Genomic DNA, 18,783 nt, shown 5'->3' with positions numbered 1-18,783 from the left:
TTGCAGTATCGCTCACATTGAATAATGAATATCACATTATCGATTTTAACGTAAAATAGTAGGTTACTTGATAGGTTTAATATATACTTATCGTTTTATCAAATTTTTAGATGTATTAATATGTTAAAGCGAAACATTTACCTTTTCATCGCTGTTTATACTTTATTTGTCATTGGTATTGAAACATATGTTTATTGGCATGCTCGACTTCGTCCATGGCAACCGGGTACACCGATTGGTCGAATAATATTTTATTATAGTTTTTTTACTGTTCTTTCCAATCTAATGTTAGCGATAAGTTGTCTATTTTTAACCTTTAAACCTAACTGTAATCGTTATAGCTTTAATGTTATTCGGTTAAATGGTTTGGTCGGTGTGATTATTACCGCAATAATTTATAACTCAATTTTACGCGGTATTCATCAGCCGCCAAATAGTTTATTGCGATTTACAAATGAAAGTTTACATGTTGTTATTCCTATATTAGGTATTTTGAGTTGGCTTATTTGGGGACCATTCAGACGTATCAACACCAAAGTTATTATTGGTTCGATATTATCAATGATAACGTATGCTATTTACATCTTCGTTCGAGGTTATTTTACACATCAATATCCATATCCATTTATCAATATTGATAAAATAGGTTATATAAAAGCATTATATAATGTGAGTAAAGTGCTATTATTATTTGGAGGATTAACTTTCTTATTATGGTGTATTGACCGTTTAAGGAGATAAAAATGAAACTATATATTTATGAACATTGTCCTTTCTGTGCACGAGCAAGAATGATTTTTGGTTTGAAAAATATACCAGTTGAAGAGCACATATTACTTAGTGATGATTCGAAAACACCTCAAAGTATGATCGGCGAAAAAATGGTTCCGATTTTGCAAAAAGATGACGGTAGCTATATGCCGGAAAGTCTAGATATTGTTCATTATATTGACAATAATTTTGGAGACAAACCAATTTTAGTTGGGTCACAATCTTCTGAAATATCAGCGTTAATTAAGCAATTACAACAATATGATTATAAATTAGAGTGTCCTCGCTATATTAAACTCGGTTTAGCGGAATTTGCAACACAACATGCCATTGATGATTTTGTTACTAATAAAACCAAAAAAATAGGCTCATTTGATGAGTGTCTTGAACAAACCGATGAATTAGTCATGTCCGTATCAAAGATTCTAGATAAACTAGCACCACTGATTGTTTCCTCAGTTGCTTGTAATGGTCGTTTATCGTTAGATGATATCTTATTATTTCCTGTATTACGTAATTTAACTTGTGTAAAAAGTTTGACCTTTCCATCTAACATTAAAGCTTATCTGGAATCGATGTCAAAACAGAGTAAGGTTAATCTATTTTTTGACAAAGCCGTATAATTGCTAATATTTTGAAGCAAAAAACTCATTAACCTAGGTTAATGAGTTAATAATTAGAATAATAGGAATGCCACAATTATTAATCCATGCTAACAACATGATAAATTGTTGTTAGCATGTTGAAACAGATCGATTAATTACCTAATTTAAGATCAATGATTTCAATGTGGTCTTTACCGCCGTATATGTCATACCATGGCGTAGCATATTGTTTTAAAATCTTATTGAGTTCTTCAACGTTTTCCCGTCCGATGGTATCTAACCAGCGTTTTAATCCTTCTTTGCCTTCCTTCGCATAAACGGCAACGCCTTCAAACCAAGTGGCACGACCACCTAAAATACCGCTATATTTAGCACCATTTTCACCAGCAAAGATTAACTCTTGATGGAATGTTTTGGTAGGAACACCAGCACTTAAATAAATAAAAGGACGAGTGGCGGCATCGCTAGCTTGTTTAAAATAATCCGCTGCTTGTTTTTGTGAATAAACCACAACATTATTATCGTTAAAGCCTTCAACATGTTTAAATAGTACGGGGACTTCTACTTTTAAAACATCGATGTAATAGTGATTTTTCGTGAATTCTTTAATGGTATTGATCACTTTTTGCGGTTTAATTTTGGCAAATTCAGGACTTTTATCATCTGTCACCGCGTTATCATACACGATAGGTTCAACAAAAAGGGGAATATCAGCCGCTCTTGCTTCGTCTCCAATTCGTTCTAAAAAAGCATGTTTTTTATCTAAAATATCTTGTGGATCATCTGGGTTGTAATAGACCAAAACCTTGGCAGCATCAGCCCCTTTTTTCAATAAACGTTGCAAAGAGTCTTCTGGTAATACGTCAGGTAATCGACCTGGCGTGTTAGCGTCATAGCCTGTTTTTTCATATGAAATGATTAAACCTGCATTTTGATTTTTTTTCGCCATACCTTTAAAGCCATACTCTTCATCTAACAAAATTGCACTGACATATTTTGTTAATTCTTGAGAAACAAGCTCTTTGAATTCATACACCATATCAACATGATAACGATCTTTGCCAACGGCGGTTTCCATCATTTTAACCATTGAACCTCGCTGATCGATTGCTAAAGCCGCAATAATACCGTCTTGGTTTGATAGTTGTTGCATACGGGTGAATTTGCCACGAGAAATACGTTTTATAGCCATTTTACAACTCTCCATTTTAAAAGATTTTTCATTGTAGATTTATTATGTGACGATTTATTAGTCATTTAGTGCTAGTTTTGATTAAAGCTAAAAATGATTAAATATCAGTTTATTAGTTGCCTTTCTGGATAGTCATAAAATGTGATATTTTGAAAGTATTTTTTAGAACAATCGTCAATATCTTTCAATAATATGATGCAATTGCAGCTAAATTAACGCTAATATGCATTCTTTTTTTATATTATATATTTTGTACTAATTAGTAATCCCAAAACAAATAACTCATACTTTATCAATCGTTACTATTTAAAATAAAAATGCAAATTCTCAATAGTGAGATTATTTATTGTTATATATTTCTATGCAATATCAATATATCAAATAGGATATAAAATTTTTTAAAACTTTGAAGCTGCGCATATTTTTTCATAAAAATAAGATTAAAATAAATACAAATATGAATTAAATTTTAATTATTCAGGAGAAAGAAATGAAAGCTGCTGTTATAAGAAATACGTGCGATGGTCAAGTCGACATTAAAGATATTCCAATTCGTCCATTAGAAGCAGGCGAAGCTTTAGTTGAAGTAGAATATTGCGGTCTTTGCCACACGGATCTTCATGTTGCTTCGGGCGATTTTGGAAAAAAGCCGGGGAGAGTAATTGGTCATGAAGGTGTCGGTATTGTGACTAAAATTGCACCTGATGTAAAAAGTTTAAAAGTCGGCGACAGGGTTAGTATTGCTTGGTTTCATGCAGGTTGTGGAACTTGTGAATATTGTATATCAGGTAATGAGACATTCTGTCGTAGTGCATTGAATTCGGGTTATACCGTTGACGGAGGTATGGCAGAATTTTGTATTGTTAAGGCTGATTATGCCGTTAAAGTTCCGGAAGGACTAGACCCCGCTCAAGCAACCAGTGTAACGTGTGCCGGAGTCACTACTTATAAAGGCATTAAAGTTGCGGATACAAAACCGGGGCAATGGCTTGCTGTATTTGGTATTGGTGGCTTAGGTACATTGGCAGTTGAGTATGGTAAAAAAGTATTTAATAACAAAGTGGTGGCAATTAGTAATAGTGACAGTCAATTAGAATTGTGTAAAAAACTGGGCGCAGATTTAGTGGTTAATCCTAAAAAAGTAGCGGATGTGGGGGCATATATCAAACAACATACGGGCGGTGGTGCGCATGGCGCTGTAGTAACGTCTGTGACTAAAACCGGTTTTAATCAGGCTGTTGAATCTGTTCGTCCATTAGGGCGTGTAGTCGCATTAGGTCTACCGTCTGAAACGATGGATTTAAGTATTCCTAAAACAGTATTAGATGGTATTCAAGTTTTAGGCTCGCTTGTAGGTACCCGGGAAGATCTTGCTGAAGCATTTCAATTTAGCGCAGAAGGAAAAGTTGTCCCAATCGTAGAAAAAAGACCATTAGAAGATATCAACGATATGATCGATGAAATGAAAGCAGGAAAAATTCAAGGGCGTATGGTCATTGATATGAAAATGAAGAAAAGGACGTAAATGGTTTCGACTTGTATGTTTAAGTCAGCTTAATGCTGACTTTTTTTATTCATAAAGTAAAAATCCCATAATTTGTATGAATTTAATTCTTTTTCAGATAGTTAACAGTATTCTTTCTTGTGTTTTATTCATAAACTTCTATTATAAATAAATTTTCCCAAATACATTATTATTACTCAAAGAGGACGTTTATGTCAGATCACAATTTAGAAAATAAATTGCGGAAAGATCTTGGTCTAGTTTCTGCATTATCACTGGTTGTCGGTATGGTTCTAGGAGCAGGGGCTTTTATGAAACCACCCGCAGTGTTAGAAGTCGCTGGTGATTATAATTATGCATTACTAGCGTGGATAATTGGTGGTGTTTTTTCTATTTGTGGTGGGCTAACATTATGTGAATTAGGGGTGATGTTTCCTAAAACTGGAGGAATGTTAGTCTATTTAGAAAAAATATATGGCGCAAAAGTATCTCATCTTTATGGTTGGATGATTACCGTACTTTTTGCACCTTCATTGGTCGGGGCACTTGTTGGCTATTTTAGCTCTGTTTTTTGCTTGTTATTTAATATTGATGATACTTATCGCATGGCGGTTAGTGCAGGGGTGTTAGGCTTCATCGCCTTGATTAATGCCATTGGTGTTAAAGAGGCCGGTTACTTACAAACCATAGCAACGATTTGTAAACTTGTACCTATCCTTTTATTAGCTATCTTTGGACTTTGGAAAGGTAATGGACAAGTTGCCGTATTTAGTGCAAGTGGACAAGGTATTGAAACCTACGCACCTTTTGCGGTTGCCATTCTTGCGACACTATTTGCTTATGACGGTTGGGCGCAAGTCGCCTCTGTAGCGGGCGAAATCCGAAATCCATCAAAAGTGTTACCCAAAGCCATTATCCTAGGCATTATATTTTTAGTAATAGTTTATGCATGTATTAATATTGCATTATTTAAAATATTTCCTGTAAAAGAAATGGTTACGCTTGGACATGATGCATCTGCGGTGGCTTCACAGCGCATGTTTGGAGAATTTGGTGGAAACTTGGTTGCCGTTGGTATTATGGTCTCAATTCTTGGTGGCATTAATGGTTACATCATGACGTTATCTCGAACTATTTTTAGTATGGCTGAGCGAGGCACGATTATTGGGGCGCGTTTTTTAAGTACTATTGATGAGGATAGTCGTTCTCCAGTTAATGCCATTATTGTCTTGGTTATTTTTTCATTTTTATATTCGATCTTGCTAGATGCTGATCGGTTATCTGAGATTTCGATGTTTGCGATTTGGGTATTTTATCTACTGACTTTTATCGGTGTGATGATTGCCAGAAAAAAATATGCTGACGTGCCAAGACCTTACAAAGTTATTGGATACCCTATTATTCCTATCGTGGCCATAAGTGGAGCAGCTTACGTAATTTATGGTATGTTGATTTATCAAACTGTAAATGGGATTGCTTCAATCTGTTTGACGCTGATTGGGTTACCTTTGTATTACTATTATCACAAAAAAAATCATAATAAAGAGCTTTCGCTTGGTGAAATGAAAAAATACCGTATCAAAACACAATATTTTATTGCTTGTGCATCTTTAATCATCATTGCGACATTAATAGTATATGGTTATATGATGCGTTGAAAACAAGCATTATTGGTTGATAGTTATATCATTTTTATATATACATTCAATAAACCGGCACTTGTCGGTTTATTTTTTTAAACTTAGATATAACTTGAAATTAAGCTATAAATATTTTGATCATAATAGGTGCCATTAAGATATTCTGCTTGTTTAAGTGTTCCTTCATAATCAAAACCACAACGCTTAGCGACTTGATTACTTTTTAAATTAGTGACAGAACATTTAATGACAAAACGTTTAATAAGTTTTTTTATCGCATAATAATGTGTGAGTGCTTGGATAGCTTGTGTAATAATACCCCTTCCTTGTGCTTTGCTATCTAGCCAATAGCCTATATAGGCTGTTTTATTACTTTTATCAATGTGATTAAAGGAAAGTAATCCAACTGGTATGTTATTATTTAAAATGACATAGGTTTTAGTTTCATCTTGTTGATGTTTGATAAAACAATCTGCTAAAAAGTTAGCCGTATCTGACTCACATTTGACAAAGTTTGGCCATGCCATTAATTGACTGAACAAAACACGATTTGAATCAATAATATGATATAACGCATTGGCATAATGAGTCGTTGCGGTTTTTAGATAAATATCTTCAGTGACATAAATTCCATTTTGTTGGTTATCATTCATTTTTTATTCCTTTGAAAAATAACTATTAATGACTATTTTTATGATATTGCCAGACTGAGTCGTCTGGCAAATTAGATTTTAACTATTACAAGGTTGTACATTAATCATTATGGCTATCGCTTTTTGGTTTAGCCACATAGTTATACACAACTAATAAAGCAAAGATAGCAACAATAATCATCATGATAACATCTTTATTAAACCATTTTGCCATATTACCTAGTAAAATGCCTACACCACAAAAATCGACATCAGAAAACGTGGTATTGGCAAAACCAAGTGATCCTAATACAGGTAACAATACCACGGGTAAAAATGTCACTAATAAACCGTTAGCAAATGCACCAAGCATTGCACCTCGACGTCCGCCCATTGCATTACCAAATACCCCAGCAGTTGCACCACAGAAGAAATGTGGAACCACGCCCGGTAAAATAAGTACTGCGTTAAGTTGTCCTAAAACAAATAATCCCACTAAACCACCCAAAAAGCTAAATAAAAAGCCAATCAATACCGCATTAGGGGCATAAGGAAATACGACAGGGCAATCTAAAGCGGGTTTAGCATTCGGGACTAATTTTTCTGAAAATCCTGTAAATGCAGGGACAATTTCAGCAAGTATTAAACGTACACCTTGTAGTATAATAAAGACACCTGCTGCAAAAGTAATCGCCATAATAATGGCATAAACTAAATAATTATCTTTATTGCTAAGATTGCTTTCAACATAATCTGAACCGGCAAATATGGCTAAAATTAGATAGATAATCATCATAGTTAAAGAGATCGAAATTGAGCTGTCACGTAAAAAGCTTAAGTTTTTTGGCAAACTCATCTCTTCGGTTGAACGGGAGCCTTTGCCTACGGCCTTACCAAGCCAACCAGCTAAAACATAACCTAGCGTACCAAAGTGACCGAATGCAACGTCATCGTTACCGGTAATTTTGCGCATTTGTGGTTGAGCTAAAGCAGGGAAAAACGCCATAATTAACCCTAAAACCAGTGCGCCGGTGAAGACTAATTGCCAACCTTGAAACCCTGAGACGGTTAGAATAATACTAATCATACAAGCCATATAAAAAGTATGATGACCGGTTAGAAAGATGAATTTTAATCGCGTAAATCGAGCAACAACAATATTGGCAATCATACCAAACGCCATAATTAATGCCGTTGCTGTGCCATACTCATTTAATGCCATGGATACAATAGCTTCATTATTAGGAACGATTCCTTGAAGTTTAAAAGCCTGTTCAAACATGATACCTAATGGTGTAATTGCGCTAATAAGTACTGTTGCACCACCACCTAATACCAAAAATCCTAAAATAGTCTTAATGGTTCCTTTTACCGTATCGGCAAATGATTTACGTTGAGCTAATAATCCTACCATTGCGATTAAGCCAACAAGCACCGCAGGTACTTTTAGGATATCAACAATAAATTTTACTATTTCCTGAATCATAGTAACTCCTTAAAGATTTGCTCAGCTCTTAGCAAAATGCTCAACCAGTTTTTGTTCTAAATCGTTGATATCAATGATATTATTTAATACCACTAATTTGTCGGCGGGAATCCCAGAACTGGTGGCTAAATCTTTTGTCATGACAAACAGATCAGCTTGATCGGGTGTTGCTGAAGCTAAATCTGCATGTGTAACTTCTGCATCAATATTTAATTTTTTTAGGACTTTTTTGATATTCATTTCAACCATAAAACTACTACCAAGACCTGAACCACAAACTGCCATAATTTTCATATTGTTTATCCTTTTACTAATTTTTATTTAATTTAATATTGATTAATCACAGCCAAGATTTCATCACGATGTTGTGCTTTAAAAATAGTCTGCATATCGTTTGATTCACCGAAAAGTGTTGCTAATTGCGTTAACATTTCAATGTGACTGGTACTATCATTGGCTGCTAATAGAGTGACTAAATAAACGGGGTCATTATCTTCTGAATTGAATTTTACACCTTGTTTCACTAACAGCATTGATAATCCTAATTGATTTACTCCTTGTTCAGGTCTGGCATGTGGCATAGCAATACCCGGTGCCAAAACGTAGTAAGGTCCTATTGATTCATGTAACTGAAAAATAGCATTAATATAATTTTGTGAAATGGCATTATTTTTTAATAATGGTGTGGCACAAAGTTGTATCGCTTCTTTCCAGTCTTTAGCCGAATCAATAATATTGACTGTTTGGTTGGTTAACCATTTACCTAACATTTTTCCTCCATTAAAAACCGATATCTTGATGTATGTTAAAAAATTAACACAAAGTGCAATAATGGAAATTAAAAAAATACTAGAAATGTGATAACGCTATCAAAGTTAATATAAAATTTATCTGTTTTGTGATACAGATAACATTTTTAGTGAATGGATAAAAAAATTTTTTAGAGTACGAATATTATATCGATAATAATGATTAAAAAACAGCTTAAACAATCCCCCCTCTTAATTGATAGCCATACTTAAATTCATTTCATAGTTTTGGAATAAATAACCAGTGAATAATAAGGTTAATGTTAGTAATTACTAAATGTGACATAAATCAGACTATTAAAAATCGGGTATTTTTAATTTTTGAGATTAAGATTTCTTCTTATACCAAGGTGCAGAGCTATGTAAAAAACAGGTAATGTAAATGAGTTATTGTGTTATGGTTTGGTAAATTAAAATAAATTTATTGCTATAAAAAACAGATAATTAAAGTTTTTTTAGTTTATTTTTTGATTTATATGGTATAGTATTAATTGTTAAGAATTTGTTAAGCAAAAGTGTGGTAATGAGTAAAAAAATTGCTGTAATGGGTGATGATACTACAACTGGCGGTAAAATTATTTCGTCGTCAGTTCAGGGTTTTAACTGTCTCGATGCTATAGCATGTTTAGGCGATTATGCTTCATGTCCTAAGTGTAAAGGTTCTGGAAAAATTATTGAAGCGACAGATAAACTAATTATTGAAGGCAAACCAGCTGCTTATGATGGGTGTATTATTGCTTGTGGTTGTCGACCTATAGGTGTTAATCGAATTATTGCAACCAAAAGTCTGATATTTGTTGATGTGGCAACTTCTTATCATACAAATAAGTCAAATCATATTAATAAAACATTTTCAACAATCGCGCAAAATGATATTCCCACACAAATTAATTCATTAGTCGCATCAAATGAAGATAAAACAAAGATTCGTCTTGACGCTCAAAATTTACTTGATTGTGCGCATGAAGTTTGTGAAAAACACCTTTACCATGACAATATAAAACAAGATTTTATTGATGATATTGATAATTTCGCCACGCACATTGTAAATCAAGTCGAAAGCGGAGCGATGAGTTATGAACAAGGCTCAAAAGCGATAAATTCTGAAGAAAAGAGTTTATTGGATCAAAGTATTCAATGGGCTGCTAGGGGACTAAGTGTTTTAGGTGGTGCAGGCTTGATAGTGATGGGAGGGGCAATGTGTACAACTGGTGTGGGTTGTATACTTGGCACATTTGTTGCCGCGCATGGTGTTAATAGTATTCAAGAAGGGTATACCGGCGAGGATGGTTTTTTAAAATCTGCGTATCAAGATGCGGCGGTAGGATTAGGAATGTCTAAAGAGACCGGTTCTTTAGCTTATGATTTAGTTGATATAGGTATATCTTTACATGGTAAACTTAAATTAGTTCCTAAAATTGATAAAAGTTTTGCAATTAATCAATACAATCGTGCTAATTCAGAGAAATTTAAATTATTTCATTATGGTAGAAAGGATTTGATACAAGCATTTAGACAGATGAATAAATGGCTATTAGGTTCTGAAATAGTAAGTGATGTTTTTTCTTTAAGTGAAATTTATGAAAAAAGCAAAAATATTTTATTTAAAAACAATGAGCTTAATGAGACAAATTTATATATTTCAAATCCCGAACAGATTGATAATATAGAGAAAATTGTAGATAGTTGTGCAATAGTAATACGTGTTACAGGTAATGAATCTGATGCAGATGATCAACCTAATTATTCATTGTGCACGCGCTTGGATGGTACTACATATCGGCAATATTTTGACGGTCATATTGAAGAAGATTCTATGGAGTAAAAGGAATAACACAGATGATTATATTGATTTACATTGCGTATTACTTTTTTTCAATTATGCCTATTATTATTGCTTATCGTTTTAGAAAATATACAGTAAGTGATTATCAATATAATAAAAAGTTGAAATGGCAAAGGCGCATCATGTTGGTTTTAAATTATATTGTTGCTTTTATCGAGGCGTTTATTGCCGGGCATAGAAAAACAATCCATAATTATAGTTCTGACTATGACCTCTTACTTTTCTCATCAGGAATATTTATGTGTATTTACATTTTTAGCATAGGGTGGTTAGAAAGCCCAAAAGAGTATTTAAAAAAGAAAAAAAAATGGAAATGATATGAATTAAGTGAAGTAAGCTTTCCACCATTATCGACTAGAAAAATAACACAGATGATTATATTGATTTACATTGCGTATTACTTTTTTTCAATTATGCCTATTATTATTGCTTATCGTTTTAGAAAATATACAGTAAGTGATTATCATTATAATAAACGTTTGAAATGGCAAAGGCGTATCATGTTGGTTTTCAATTATGTTGCTTTAGCTGCTCAAATTATAATTGTATGTAAACTTAAAATTATAGTTCGTTCTAATCCAGATTATGGTCCTCTTTTATTATCGGGATTTATATTTTTAATTATTTATAATTTTTTTTCAATATCCTGGGTAGAAAGCCCGAAAGAGTATTTAAAAAAGAAAAAAAAATGGAAATAATAATGAATTTAGTGAAGTAAGCTTTCCACCATTAACAATTAGAAAAATAACATAGATGATTATATTGATTTACATTGCGTATTACTTTTTCTCAATTTTGCCTATTATGATTTCTTATCGTTTTAGAAAATATACAGTAAGTGATTATCATTATAATAAACGTTTGAAATGGCAAAGGCGTATTATGTTGGTTTTTAATTATGTTGCTTTAGCTGTTCAAATTATAATTGTAAGTGAACTTAAAATTATAGTACGTTCTAATCCAGATTATGGTCCTCTTGCATTATCAGGAATGATATTTCTAATTATTTATAGTCTTTTTCCAATATCCTGGTTAGAAAGCCCGAAAGAGTATTTAAAAAAGAAAAAAAAATGGAAATAATAATGAAGTTAGAGAAGTGAGCTTTACACCATTATCGACTAGAAAAATAACTAAGATGATTATATTGATTTACATTGCGTATTACTTTTTTTCAATTATACCTATTATTATTGCTTATCGTTTTAGAAAATATACAGTAAGTGATTATCACTATAACAAACGTTTGAAATGGCAAAGGCGTATCATGTTGGTTTTCCATTATATTGCTCTGGTTATTCAAGTTATAATTGCATGTAAACTTGAACGTATCGTTCGTTCTAATCAAGACTATGGTCCTCTTTTATTATCAGCATGTATATTTTTAATTATTTATAACTTTTTTTCAATATCCTGGTTAGAAAGCCCGAAAGAGTATTTAAAAAAGAAAAAAAAATGGAAATGATATGAACTTAGTGAAGTGAGCTTTCCACCATTAACAATTAGACAAATAACATAGATGATTATATTGATTTACATTGCGTATTACTTTATTTCAATTATGCCTATTATTATTGCTTATCGTTTTAGAAAATATACGATAAGTGATTTTCAAAATAATAAAAAGTTGAAATGGCAAAGGCGCATTATGTTGGTTTTAAGTTATATCGTTGCTTTTTTCGAGGCGTTTATTGTCGGGCAAAGAAAAGCAATCCATAACTATAATTCTGACTATGAGCTTTTACTTTTCTCATCAGGAGTTTTTACTTGTATTTATATTTTTAGCATAGGGTGGTTAGAAAGCCCGAAAGAGTATTTAAAAAAGAAAAAAAAATGGAAATAATAATGAATTTAGTGAAGTAAGCTTTCCATCATTAACGACTAGAAAAATAACTAAGATGATTATATTGATTTACATTGCGTATTACTTTATTTCAATTATGCCTATTATTATTGCTTATCGTTTTAGAAAATATACGATAAGTGATTTTCAATATAATAAAAAGTTGAAATGGCAAAGGCGCATTATGTTGGTTTTTAATTATGTTGCTTCAGTTGTTCAAATTATAATTGCATGTAAACTTGAACGTATCGTTCGTTCTAATCAAGATTATGGTCTTCTTTTATTATCAGCCTGTATATTTCTAATTATTTATCCTTTTCCAATATCTTGGTTAGAAAGCCCTAAAGAGTATATAAAAAAGAAAAAAAATGGAAATAATAATGAATTTAGTGAAGTAAGCTATCCACCATTAACAACTGTCGCATTACCTTACAAAAAATTGGATAATATATAGCGACGTTGATATCACATCAATTAAATAAGAACACAGATTTGGGGGAGCTAAAATTATCTCCATTAGTTCAAGTGATTCAATCACGAGTAAGTTCATAGTTGTTTGTGTTAAGTAAGAGAATATAAGACGCAATTTTTATTTTTAAAATGCTGATAGCAAAAAGCCTACTCAATGAGCAGGCTTTTTTTTGAAATTGGTCGGCGAGAGAGGATGACTCGCATTTCATGCTCGCCCTTCGGGTCGTTGCAAAAGCAACGTTGTCTCGCTACGCTCGGCTCGAACCTCTGTCGGTTCTCATCCTTTAAACTGAAGCGAATAATAAAAAAGCCTACTCAATGAGCAGGCTTTTTCTAAAAATTGGTCGGCGAGAGAGGATTCGAACCTCCGACCCACTGGTCCCAAACCAGTTGCGCTACCAAGCTGCGCTACTCGCCGTTAGGATGCGCATAATACTGCGCTAACCTCGATGTGTCAAGAGTTACCCCTAAAAATTATGATGATAATTTTTTATTTTGTGAAAGGGGCAGGTGTTTTGCCAATACGTTGATAAAATTCTGTAACAAATTCTTCATAACGTTTGTTAGCAACCGCTTCTCGAATCTCTGCCATTAAACGTTGATAATAGCGTAAATTGTGAATAGTGTTGAGTCGAGCACCTAAAATTTCACCACATTTATCTAAATGATGAAGATAAGATTTTGTGTAATTTTTACAGGTATAACAATCACACTCAGGATCAAGTGGTGTTATGTCATCTTTATATTTGGCATTACGAATCTTAATAACGCCGTTGGTTACAAAAAGATGTCCATTACGAGCATTTCGGGTTGGCATGACACAGTCAAACATGTCGATACCACGACGTACGCCTTCAACTAAATCTTCAGGTTTGCCAACGCCCATTAGATAACGCGGTTTATCAGCCGGTAATTGAGGGCAAGTGCCTTCTAAGATACGATGCATATCCGCTTTGGGTTCACCAACGGCTAATCCACCCACAGCATATCCGTCAAAGCCTATTTCGGTTAATCCTTTAATGGATATGTCACGTAATTCTTGATGTATACCACCTTGAACTATACCGAATAATGCATTTTTATTACCAAGTTCATCAAAACGTTGACGGCTTCGTTTTGCCCAACGTAATGACATTTCCATCGATTTTTTGACATAGTCCCACTCCGCAGGAAAAGGCGCACATTCATCAAAAATCATCACAATATCAGAACCAAGATCGTATTGAATTTCCATTGAAATTTCAGGCGATAAAAAGATCGAATCGCCATTAATTGGATTACGAAAATAAACGCCTTCTTCTTTAATTTTGCGAATATCACCTAAACTAAAAACTTGAAACCCACCAGAATCGGTTAAAATAGGGCCATGCCATTGCATAAAATCATGTAAATCACCATGTTTACGCATAATCTCTTGCCCTGGTCGTAACCATAGATGAAAGGTATTACCTAATAAGATTTGGGCACCAGTTGCGGCGACTTCTTCAGGTGTCATCCCTTTTACGGTACCATATGTACCAACAGGCATGAATGCTGGGGTTTCAACGGTGTATTCGACGCCACGGCGATCGAATTTCATACGTCCTCGACGAGCAAGTCCGTCTGTATTATCTAATTCAAATTTCATATTTTGTTAACCTCGTGCGACCAAATAAACAGTTTGGCGCAAATTATTGATATAATACGTCATCGTATTACTAAATTTCGGCGCCTAGTTTATCGTGATCACTTACAATAGACAACATTTGGAAAGATTTTAAAAATTTTGAAATACATTATTTTATCATTGTCATTTTTAATTTTATTCATGATAACAGGTTGTCAAAGCCAACTTAATAAACCGCAATTTATTCTTTCTTCTCAACAAATTGACGCGTTATCTGAGCAAGATATCCTAAAATTTAATGAACAAATTTGTCGTGATGAAGATAAACAATCTATTGTTCTTGCTAATGATCATGCAATAAGTCAACGACTTAATCGCCTTATTCAATATCTGCCTAACACGATTAATAATATTCAATTAAATTATAAAGTTTATCTCAATACAACGCCTAATGCTTGGTCATCAGCAAGTGGTTGTATACGCCTAAACAGTGGGTTAATTAAACAATTATCCGATGATGAGTTATTGGCTGTAATTGCTCATGAACAAGGGCACATTGCGCTAAAACATGCGATAAACTCATTCCAACATGCCCCTTATATTGAAATTTATGATAAAGCGAATCAGACTGTTGTGATGATAAAAAAGGAGACCGCTCAGCAAAATGAAATTGATGCAGATAATTATGCGATTGAGATATTACGTAAACAAAAATTAAACCCTACCGCACTTATTAGCATGCTCATGAAAATGCCGGTACATAATGACGTCGATCTAACATCGCATCCTGCAATATCAAAACGAATTAATCATATTTCACAAAAACTGAAGAATATTAAGTAATAACGTTTTCTTAGTTTGCCAATCAATGGGTAAATGGTTACTACTTTGATTGGCAAATTTTAAAAATTGACCAATTAAATTTGTTTGCCTGTAATAAACATCGCATCACCATAGCTAAAAAAACGATATTTTTCGTTAACGGCTTGTTGATAAGCATTCATTGTATTTTCATAACCAGCAAAGGCTGAAACTAACATAATTAAAGTCGATTCGGGTAAATGAAAATTTGTGATTAATGCATCGATCACATTAAATTGGTAGCCGGGATAAATAAAAATCTGAGTGTCGGCAAAAAAAGGCGCAATAGTGCCTGTTTTTTGGGCGGCACTTTCAAGTGCTCTAACCGATGTTGTGCCCACGGCAATGACTTTATTACCACGAGCTTTACACGCTAACACTGCCTCAACGACGGTTTCGGGGACTTCTGCATACTCGGCATGCATTATATGCGATTCAATATTTTCAACTCTTACGGGCTGAAATGTACCTGCACCAACATGCAAAGTAACAAAAGCCATTTCAACGCCTTTATCTTTCAATTTTTCTAACAATGGTTCATCGAAATGAAGCCCAGCAGTAGGTGCAGCAACCGCACCTGGCACTTTACTGTAAACAGTTTGATAAACTTCACGGTCTTGTTCATCATCAGGGCGATCAATATAAGGAGGTAAAGGAATATGACCAATTTTATTTAAAATAGTCAATACATCATCAGGAAATTGAAGTTCAAATAAAGTATCATGTCTTGCCACCATAATCACTTTAATTGAATCATCATCTCCTAATAAAAGTTCGGTACCTTCTTTAGGTGATTTTGATGCTTTTATATGGGCAAGGGCACGATTATCATTCAAAATTCGTTCAACTAAAATTTCAATTTTTCCTCCCGATACTTTTTTACCAAATAAACGGGCAGGAATAACTTTAGTATTATTAAAAACAAGTAAATCACCGGGATTAATTTTATTGATAATATCGGTGAAAATTCCGTGTTCAATCTTTCCTGTATGACCATTTAAAGATAAAAGTCGACAGTCACTTCTGGTTTGAGAAGGGTGCTTTGCAATAAGTTCTTTCGGAAGAAAAAAATCAAAATCGGATAGCTGCATAATCATCGTACCTGAAAAAATAGGGACTAGTCTAAATCTCATAATATGACTAAGCAAGCAATTATTTATTGATTATTATTAAAGTTCAGTTAAAATTTGTTTTAGCTAACGTAAGTTAGTGAAATATGTATTATTATTTATATAAGGAAAAAAGTATGAAAAAACATCAAAAAACATTGCTTGTTGCTCTTCCTCTTGTGGCTGCAATGTCTTTAGTAGGTTGTAAAAGCATGAGTGTAGATGGTTTAACAGATCTTGGGATGAAAGGGCTTAAAGCTGCAACACTTAGTGATAGCGAAGTTAAATCATTAAGTGCGCAATCATGTGCTCAAATGGATGCCCAATCTAAGATTGCTCCAGCTAACAGTGCTTATTCTAAACGTTTAAAAAGAATTGCTAAAAAACTTGGCAATAATTTAAACGGTACACCTATTTCATACAAAGTCTATATCACCAAGGAAGTGAACGCATGGGCAATGGCGAATGGTTGTGTTCGTGTTTATAGCGGCTTGATGGATATGATGACTGATAATGAAATTCAAGGCGTTTTAGGTCATGAATTAGGTCACGTTGCTTTAGGTCATAGTAAAAAAGCAATGCAAGTAGCTTATGCAACTGAGTTCGCACGTGATGCAGCTGCTGCATCAGGTAATTCTACATTAGCCTCAATCTCTAACTCTCAATTGGGAGATTTAGCTGCTGCTGTTATTAATTCTCAATTCTCACAAAGCCAAGAAAAAGATGCAGATAACTACTCTTTTGATTTCTTAGTGAAGAAAAAAATCAATCCAGCAGGTCTTGCAACAGCATTTGAAAAATTAGGTGGTGGAGATGCTTCTATTTTAAGTACACATCCTTCTTCATCTGAACGTGCTGCAAATATTCGTGCAAAAATTGCAAATTTGAAAAAATAAAATTTGCCTAAAATTAAAATAAAAAGCACCGAATATGGTGCTTTTTTATTGTCCATTCGTTAAATAAATACGATTAATAATAGCTAAAAAAATTTATTAATAGATATAAGCAATATTATTAATCGATTACATCTTATGCCATTTCTTTAAATTCTTTGTTCACAAGGTTAATTTATCTTTATAAAAAATTTAAACAATTAAATTTTGGTAAATGCTATTTTTGTAGGTCTTCCCCGCACTTTTATCGTTTTTATTTTCAATTAATTCAAAGTATTACCTTTTTATCAAACAAATAAAACGGTTATCAAAAAAAATTATTTAATAAGCATAGGATGTAGCGATCAAAACAATTGGTATTGATCGTTTATTGCGATCAATGTATTATTATGTAAATATTCGGAAAATGTTTTAATAAAAAATATTTTATTTTGTAATTTTTTTGGCGGGTTGGTTAGCTAACTTATTATTTATCAATAAAGGTTAATTGAGATTGCTTATCGGTCTTTTTTTAAGGTTTATGGATAAATTTTGATGTTGAATTGAATTATTAAAATAAAAAATATAATTGATCTTATAAGAAAGGAAATAAATTAAATGAAAAAACATAACTGGACCCGGCATCCACTTTGCCTGGGTATTAGTGCTGCTTTTTTACTTGGCTCCAATAGTGTTTATGCAGGTAGTACAAATGTACCTAAATTAAATATTATTCGGGATGAGTTTAATGCAGAAGAAAAGCTTAATTTAAGTATCTATAACCCAAAAGTGAAGTTAACGTCACAAGGATTGTTTACGACACCGATGGGGCTTTATATTTACACTAACTATCCTACTAAAATTGCTGAATATCAAATCACCATTTACCGCCAATCGGATGTAGATAACCGTCAGCCGTTAAAGACCTTACGATTTAAAGAAATCAGTCCGTATGAAGCGGTGTTATGGCATGGTGATACCGATAATGGCGAGCCGTTATCGACAAATAGCGAGTATAAAGCGATTTTAACTACCACCAGTTATGACGGTTTAAAAGACAGTGTTTATGCGACATCGTTTAAGACCTTAGGTCAGGGCACAGCAGACTCTGGCAGTGATTTTATTTCCTACAACAAGCCCGACAATCAATCGGGCTCAGGTCATTTATTCTTTGGTAAATTGAAATCAGAGAGCACGATACCGGGATTTGGCGAAAGCCGGATAGACCATCAGGGTATTGTGAGTGATGCTCAGGACCGGAAAGTCGTTATTCAGATGGCGGGCTTAAAAGGTAAACAAGGGGTGATGCTTAATGGCGAGCCTTTAGTAGTGGATGCCGAGGGCCGTGCGATGCGGGAGATGATTTTATCGCCGGGTGAGTATCAGTTTAATTTAAGCTGGCAGGATGAATCGGGTCAGAAACAATCCCAACAGGAAAAGTTGGTGGTTGAAAAGAAAGATGACATTTTTTATGTGGGTATCGTGGATGTGACGTATGCGCAAAACAATGTCAGCGGAGAAGGGCGTTCGATACTGGAA

21 protein-coding genes, 1 tRNA gene and 1 other RNA gene are annotated in these 18,783 nt (G+C 33.6%); 14 read left to right on the top strand and 9 right to left on the bottom strand.

Annotated elements, in window-relative coordinates:
• Positions 1-120 precede the first annotated feature (120 nt).
• Positions 121-741, top strand: coding sequence for a Pr6Pr family membrane protein (locus ACKJXD_RS10300; RefSeq protein ID WP_220215915.1), 621 nt, complete (start codon positions 121-123; stop codon positions 739-741).
• A gap of 2 nt (positions 742-743) precedes the next feature.
• Positions 744-1,394, top strand: a complete 651-nt coding sequence (grxB, locus tag ACKJXD_RS10295; RefSeq protein WP_430876250.1) for a glutaredoxin 2 — start codon at positions 744-746, stop codon at positions 1,392-1,394.
• 133 nt (positions 1,395-1,527) lie between these two features.
• On the opposite strand, the gene ACKJXD_RS10290 is transcribed toward grxB, so the two are convergent.
• Entirely contained in the window at positions 1,528-2,562 is a 1,035-nt protein-coding gene (locus ACKJXD_RS10290; protein ID WP_370632182.1) for a tagatose 1,6-diphosphate aldolase, read from the bottom strand.
• A 496-nt stretch (positions 2,563-3,058) separates the two neighbouring features.
• On the opposite strand from ACKJXD_RS10290, the gene adhP reads away from it, so the two are divergent.
• Entirely contained in the window at positions 3,059-4,093 is a 1,035-nt protein-coding gene (gene adhP, locus ACKJXD_RS10285) for an alcohol dehydrogenase AdhP (protein WP_220215912.1), read from the top strand.
• Positions 4,094-4,284: 191 nt separating this feature from the next.
• On the top strand, positions 4,285-5,730 hold the full coding sequence (locus ACKJXD_RS10280; RefSeq protein WP_430876249.1) for an APC family permease: 1,446 nt from the start codon (positions 4,285-4,287) through the stop codon (positions 5,728-5,730).
• A gap of 83 nt (positions 5,731-5,813) precedes the next feature.
• Here the strand turns inward: ACKJXD_RS10280 and rimL are convergent, their stop codons facing one another.
• The 4 genes from rimL to ACKJXD_RS10260 all read right to left on the bottom strand — a co-directional run bounded on the left by rimL (position 5,814) and on the right by ACKJXD_RS10260 (position 8,600).
• Positions 5,814-6,365: a 50S ribosomal protein L7/L12-serine acetyltransferase gene (rimL, locus tag ACKJXD_RS10275; RefSeq protein WP_430876248.1), complete on the bottom strand. Its 552-nt coding sequence runs from the start codon at positions 6,363-6,365 to the stop codon at positions 5,814-5,816.
• 100 nt (positions 6,366-6,465) lie between these two features.
• Positions 6,466-7,830 (bottom strand): PTS ascorbate transporter subunit IIC, encoded by a 1,365-nt coding sequence (locus ACKJXD_RS10270; protein ID WP_220215910.1) that lies wholly within the window; start codon positions 7,828-7,830, stop codon positions 6,466-6,468.
• A 21-nt stretch (positions 7,831-7,851) separates the two neighbouring features.
• Entirely contained in the window at positions 7,852-8,124 is a 273-nt protein-coding gene (locus ACKJXD_RS10265) for a PTS sugar transporter subunit IIB (protein WP_220215909.1), read from the bottom strand.
• A gap of 32 nt (positions 8,125-8,156) precedes the next feature.
• On the bottom strand, positions 8,157-8,600 hold the full coding sequence (locus ACKJXD_RS10260; protein ID WP_430876247.1) for a PTS sugar transporter subunit IIA: 444 nt from the start codon (positions 8,598-8,600) through the stop codon (positions 8,157-8,159).
• Between the two features lie 562 nt (positions 8,601-9,162).
• On the opposite strand from ACKJXD_RS10260, the gene ACKJXD_RS10255 reads away from it, so the two are divergent.
• From ACKJXD_RS10255 to ACKJXD_RS10225, 7 genes are all read left to right on the top strand, one after another.
• On the top strand, positions 9,163-10,464 hold the full coding sequence (locus ACKJXD_RS10255; RefSeq protein WP_430876246.1) for a PAAR domain-containing protein: 1,302 nt from the start codon (positions 9,163-9,165) through the stop codon (positions 10,462-10,464).
• Positions 10,465-10,478: 14 nt separating this feature from the next.
• Positions 10,479-10,802, top strand: a complete 324-nt coding sequence (locus tag ACKJXD_RS10250) for a hypothetical protein (protein ID WP_430876245.1) — start codon at positions 10,479-10,481, stop codon at positions 10,800-10,802.
• Between the two features lie 183 nt (positions 10,803-10,985).
• Positions 10,986-11,183: a hypothetical protein gene (locus ACKJXD_RS10245; protein ID WP_430876244.1), complete on the top strand. Its 198-nt coding sequence runs from the start codon at positions 10,986-10,988 to the stop codon at positions 11,181-11,183.
• 184 nt (positions 11,184-11,367) lie between these two features.
• Positions 11,368-11,565: a hypothetical protein gene (locus ACKJXD_RS10240; protein WP_430876243.1), complete on the top strand. Its 198-nt coding sequence runs from the start codon at positions 11,368-11,370 to the stop codon at positions 11,563-11,565.
• Between the two features lie 55 nt (positions 11,566-11,620).
• On the top strand, positions 11,621-11,947 hold the full coding sequence (locus ACKJXD_RS10235; protein WP_430876242.1) for a hypothetical protein: 327 nt from the start codon (positions 11,621-11,623) through the stop codon (positions 11,945-11,947).
• Positions 11,948-12,130: 183 nt separating this feature from the next.
• Positions 12,131-12,325: a hypothetical protein gene (locus ACKJXD_RS10230; RefSeq protein WP_220215904.1), complete on the top strand. Its 195-nt coding sequence runs from the start codon at positions 12,131-12,133 to the stop codon at positions 12,323-12,325.
• Positions 12,326-12,380: 55 nt separating this feature from the next.
• The gene (locus ACKJXD_RS10225) at positions 12,381-12,779 is read left to right on the top strand and encodes a hypothetical protein (RefSeq protein ID WP_430876241.1); all 399 of its coding nucleotides are present in this window, start codon (positions 12,381-12,383) and stop codon (positions 12,777-12,779) included.
• Between the two features lie 194 nt (positions 12,780-12,973).
• Here the strand turns inward: ACKJXD_RS10225 and ACKJXD_RS10220 are convergent.
• The 3 genes from ACKJXD_RS10220 to tgt form a co-directional block, all read right to left on the bottom strand.
• A non-coding RNA gene (locus ACKJXD_RS10220) (RtT sRNA) lies at positions 12,974-13,098 on the bottom strand.
• Positions 13,099-13,137: 39 nt separating this feature from the next.
• Positions 13,138-13,214 (bottom strand) — tRNA-Pro (locus ACKJXD_RS10215).
• Between the two features lie 72 nt (positions 13,215-13,286).
• Positions 13,287-14,423: a tRNA guanosine(34) transglycosylase Tgt gene (gene tgt, locus ACKJXD_RS10210; protein ID WP_430876240.1), complete on the bottom strand. Its 1,137-nt coding sequence runs from the start codon at positions 14,421-14,423 to the stop codon at positions 13,287-13,289.
• A gap of 138 nt (positions 14,424-14,561) precedes the next feature.
• On the opposite strand from tgt, the gene ACKJXD_RS10205 reads away from it, so the two are divergent.
• On the top strand, positions 14,562-15,245 hold the full coding sequence (locus ACKJXD_RS10205) for a M48 family metalloprotease (RefSeq protein WP_430876239.1): 684 nt from the start codon (positions 14,562-14,564) through the stop codon (positions 15,243-15,245).
• A gap of 74 nt (positions 15,246-15,319) precedes the next feature.
• Here ACKJXD_RS10205 and queA read toward each other — a convergent pair whose 3' ends face one another.
• Positions 15,320-16,354 carry a tRNA preQ1(34) S-adenosylmethionine ribosyltransferase-isomerase QueA gene (gene queA / locus ACKJXD_RS10200; RefSeq protein ID WP_220215897.1) on the bottom strand — a complete coding sequence of 345 codons (1,035 nt, stop codon included), beginning with the start codon at positions 16,352-16,354 and terminating at the stop codon, positions 15,320-15,322.
• 155 nt (positions 16,355-16,509) lie between these two features.
• On the opposite strand from queA, the gene ACKJXD_RS10195 reads away from it, so the two are divergent.
• Both ACKJXD_RS10195 and ACKJXD_RS10190 read left to right on the top strand, forming a co-directional pair.
• Positions 16,510-17,268, top strand: coding sequence for a M48 family metallopeptidase (locus ACKJXD_RS10195; protein WP_220215896.1), 759 nt, complete (start codon positions 16,510-16,512; stop codon positions 17,266-17,268).
• A 594-nt stretch (positions 17,269-17,862) separates the two neighbouring features.
• A partial coding sequence (locus ACKJXD_RS10190) for a hypothetical protein (RefSeq protein WP_430876238.1) occupies positions 17,863-18,783 on the top strand: 921 nt, incomplete at its 3' end.

Origin of the sequence: Gilliamella sp. G0441 (assembly GCF_050589305.1) — a bacterium.
Classification (GTDB): Bacteria; Pseudomonadota; Gammaproteobacteria; order Enterobacterales; family Orbaceae; genus Gilliamella.
The sequence above is the reverse complement of the archived record's forward strand: the minus strand, read 5'-3'. Positions and strand labels throughout refer to the sequence as shown.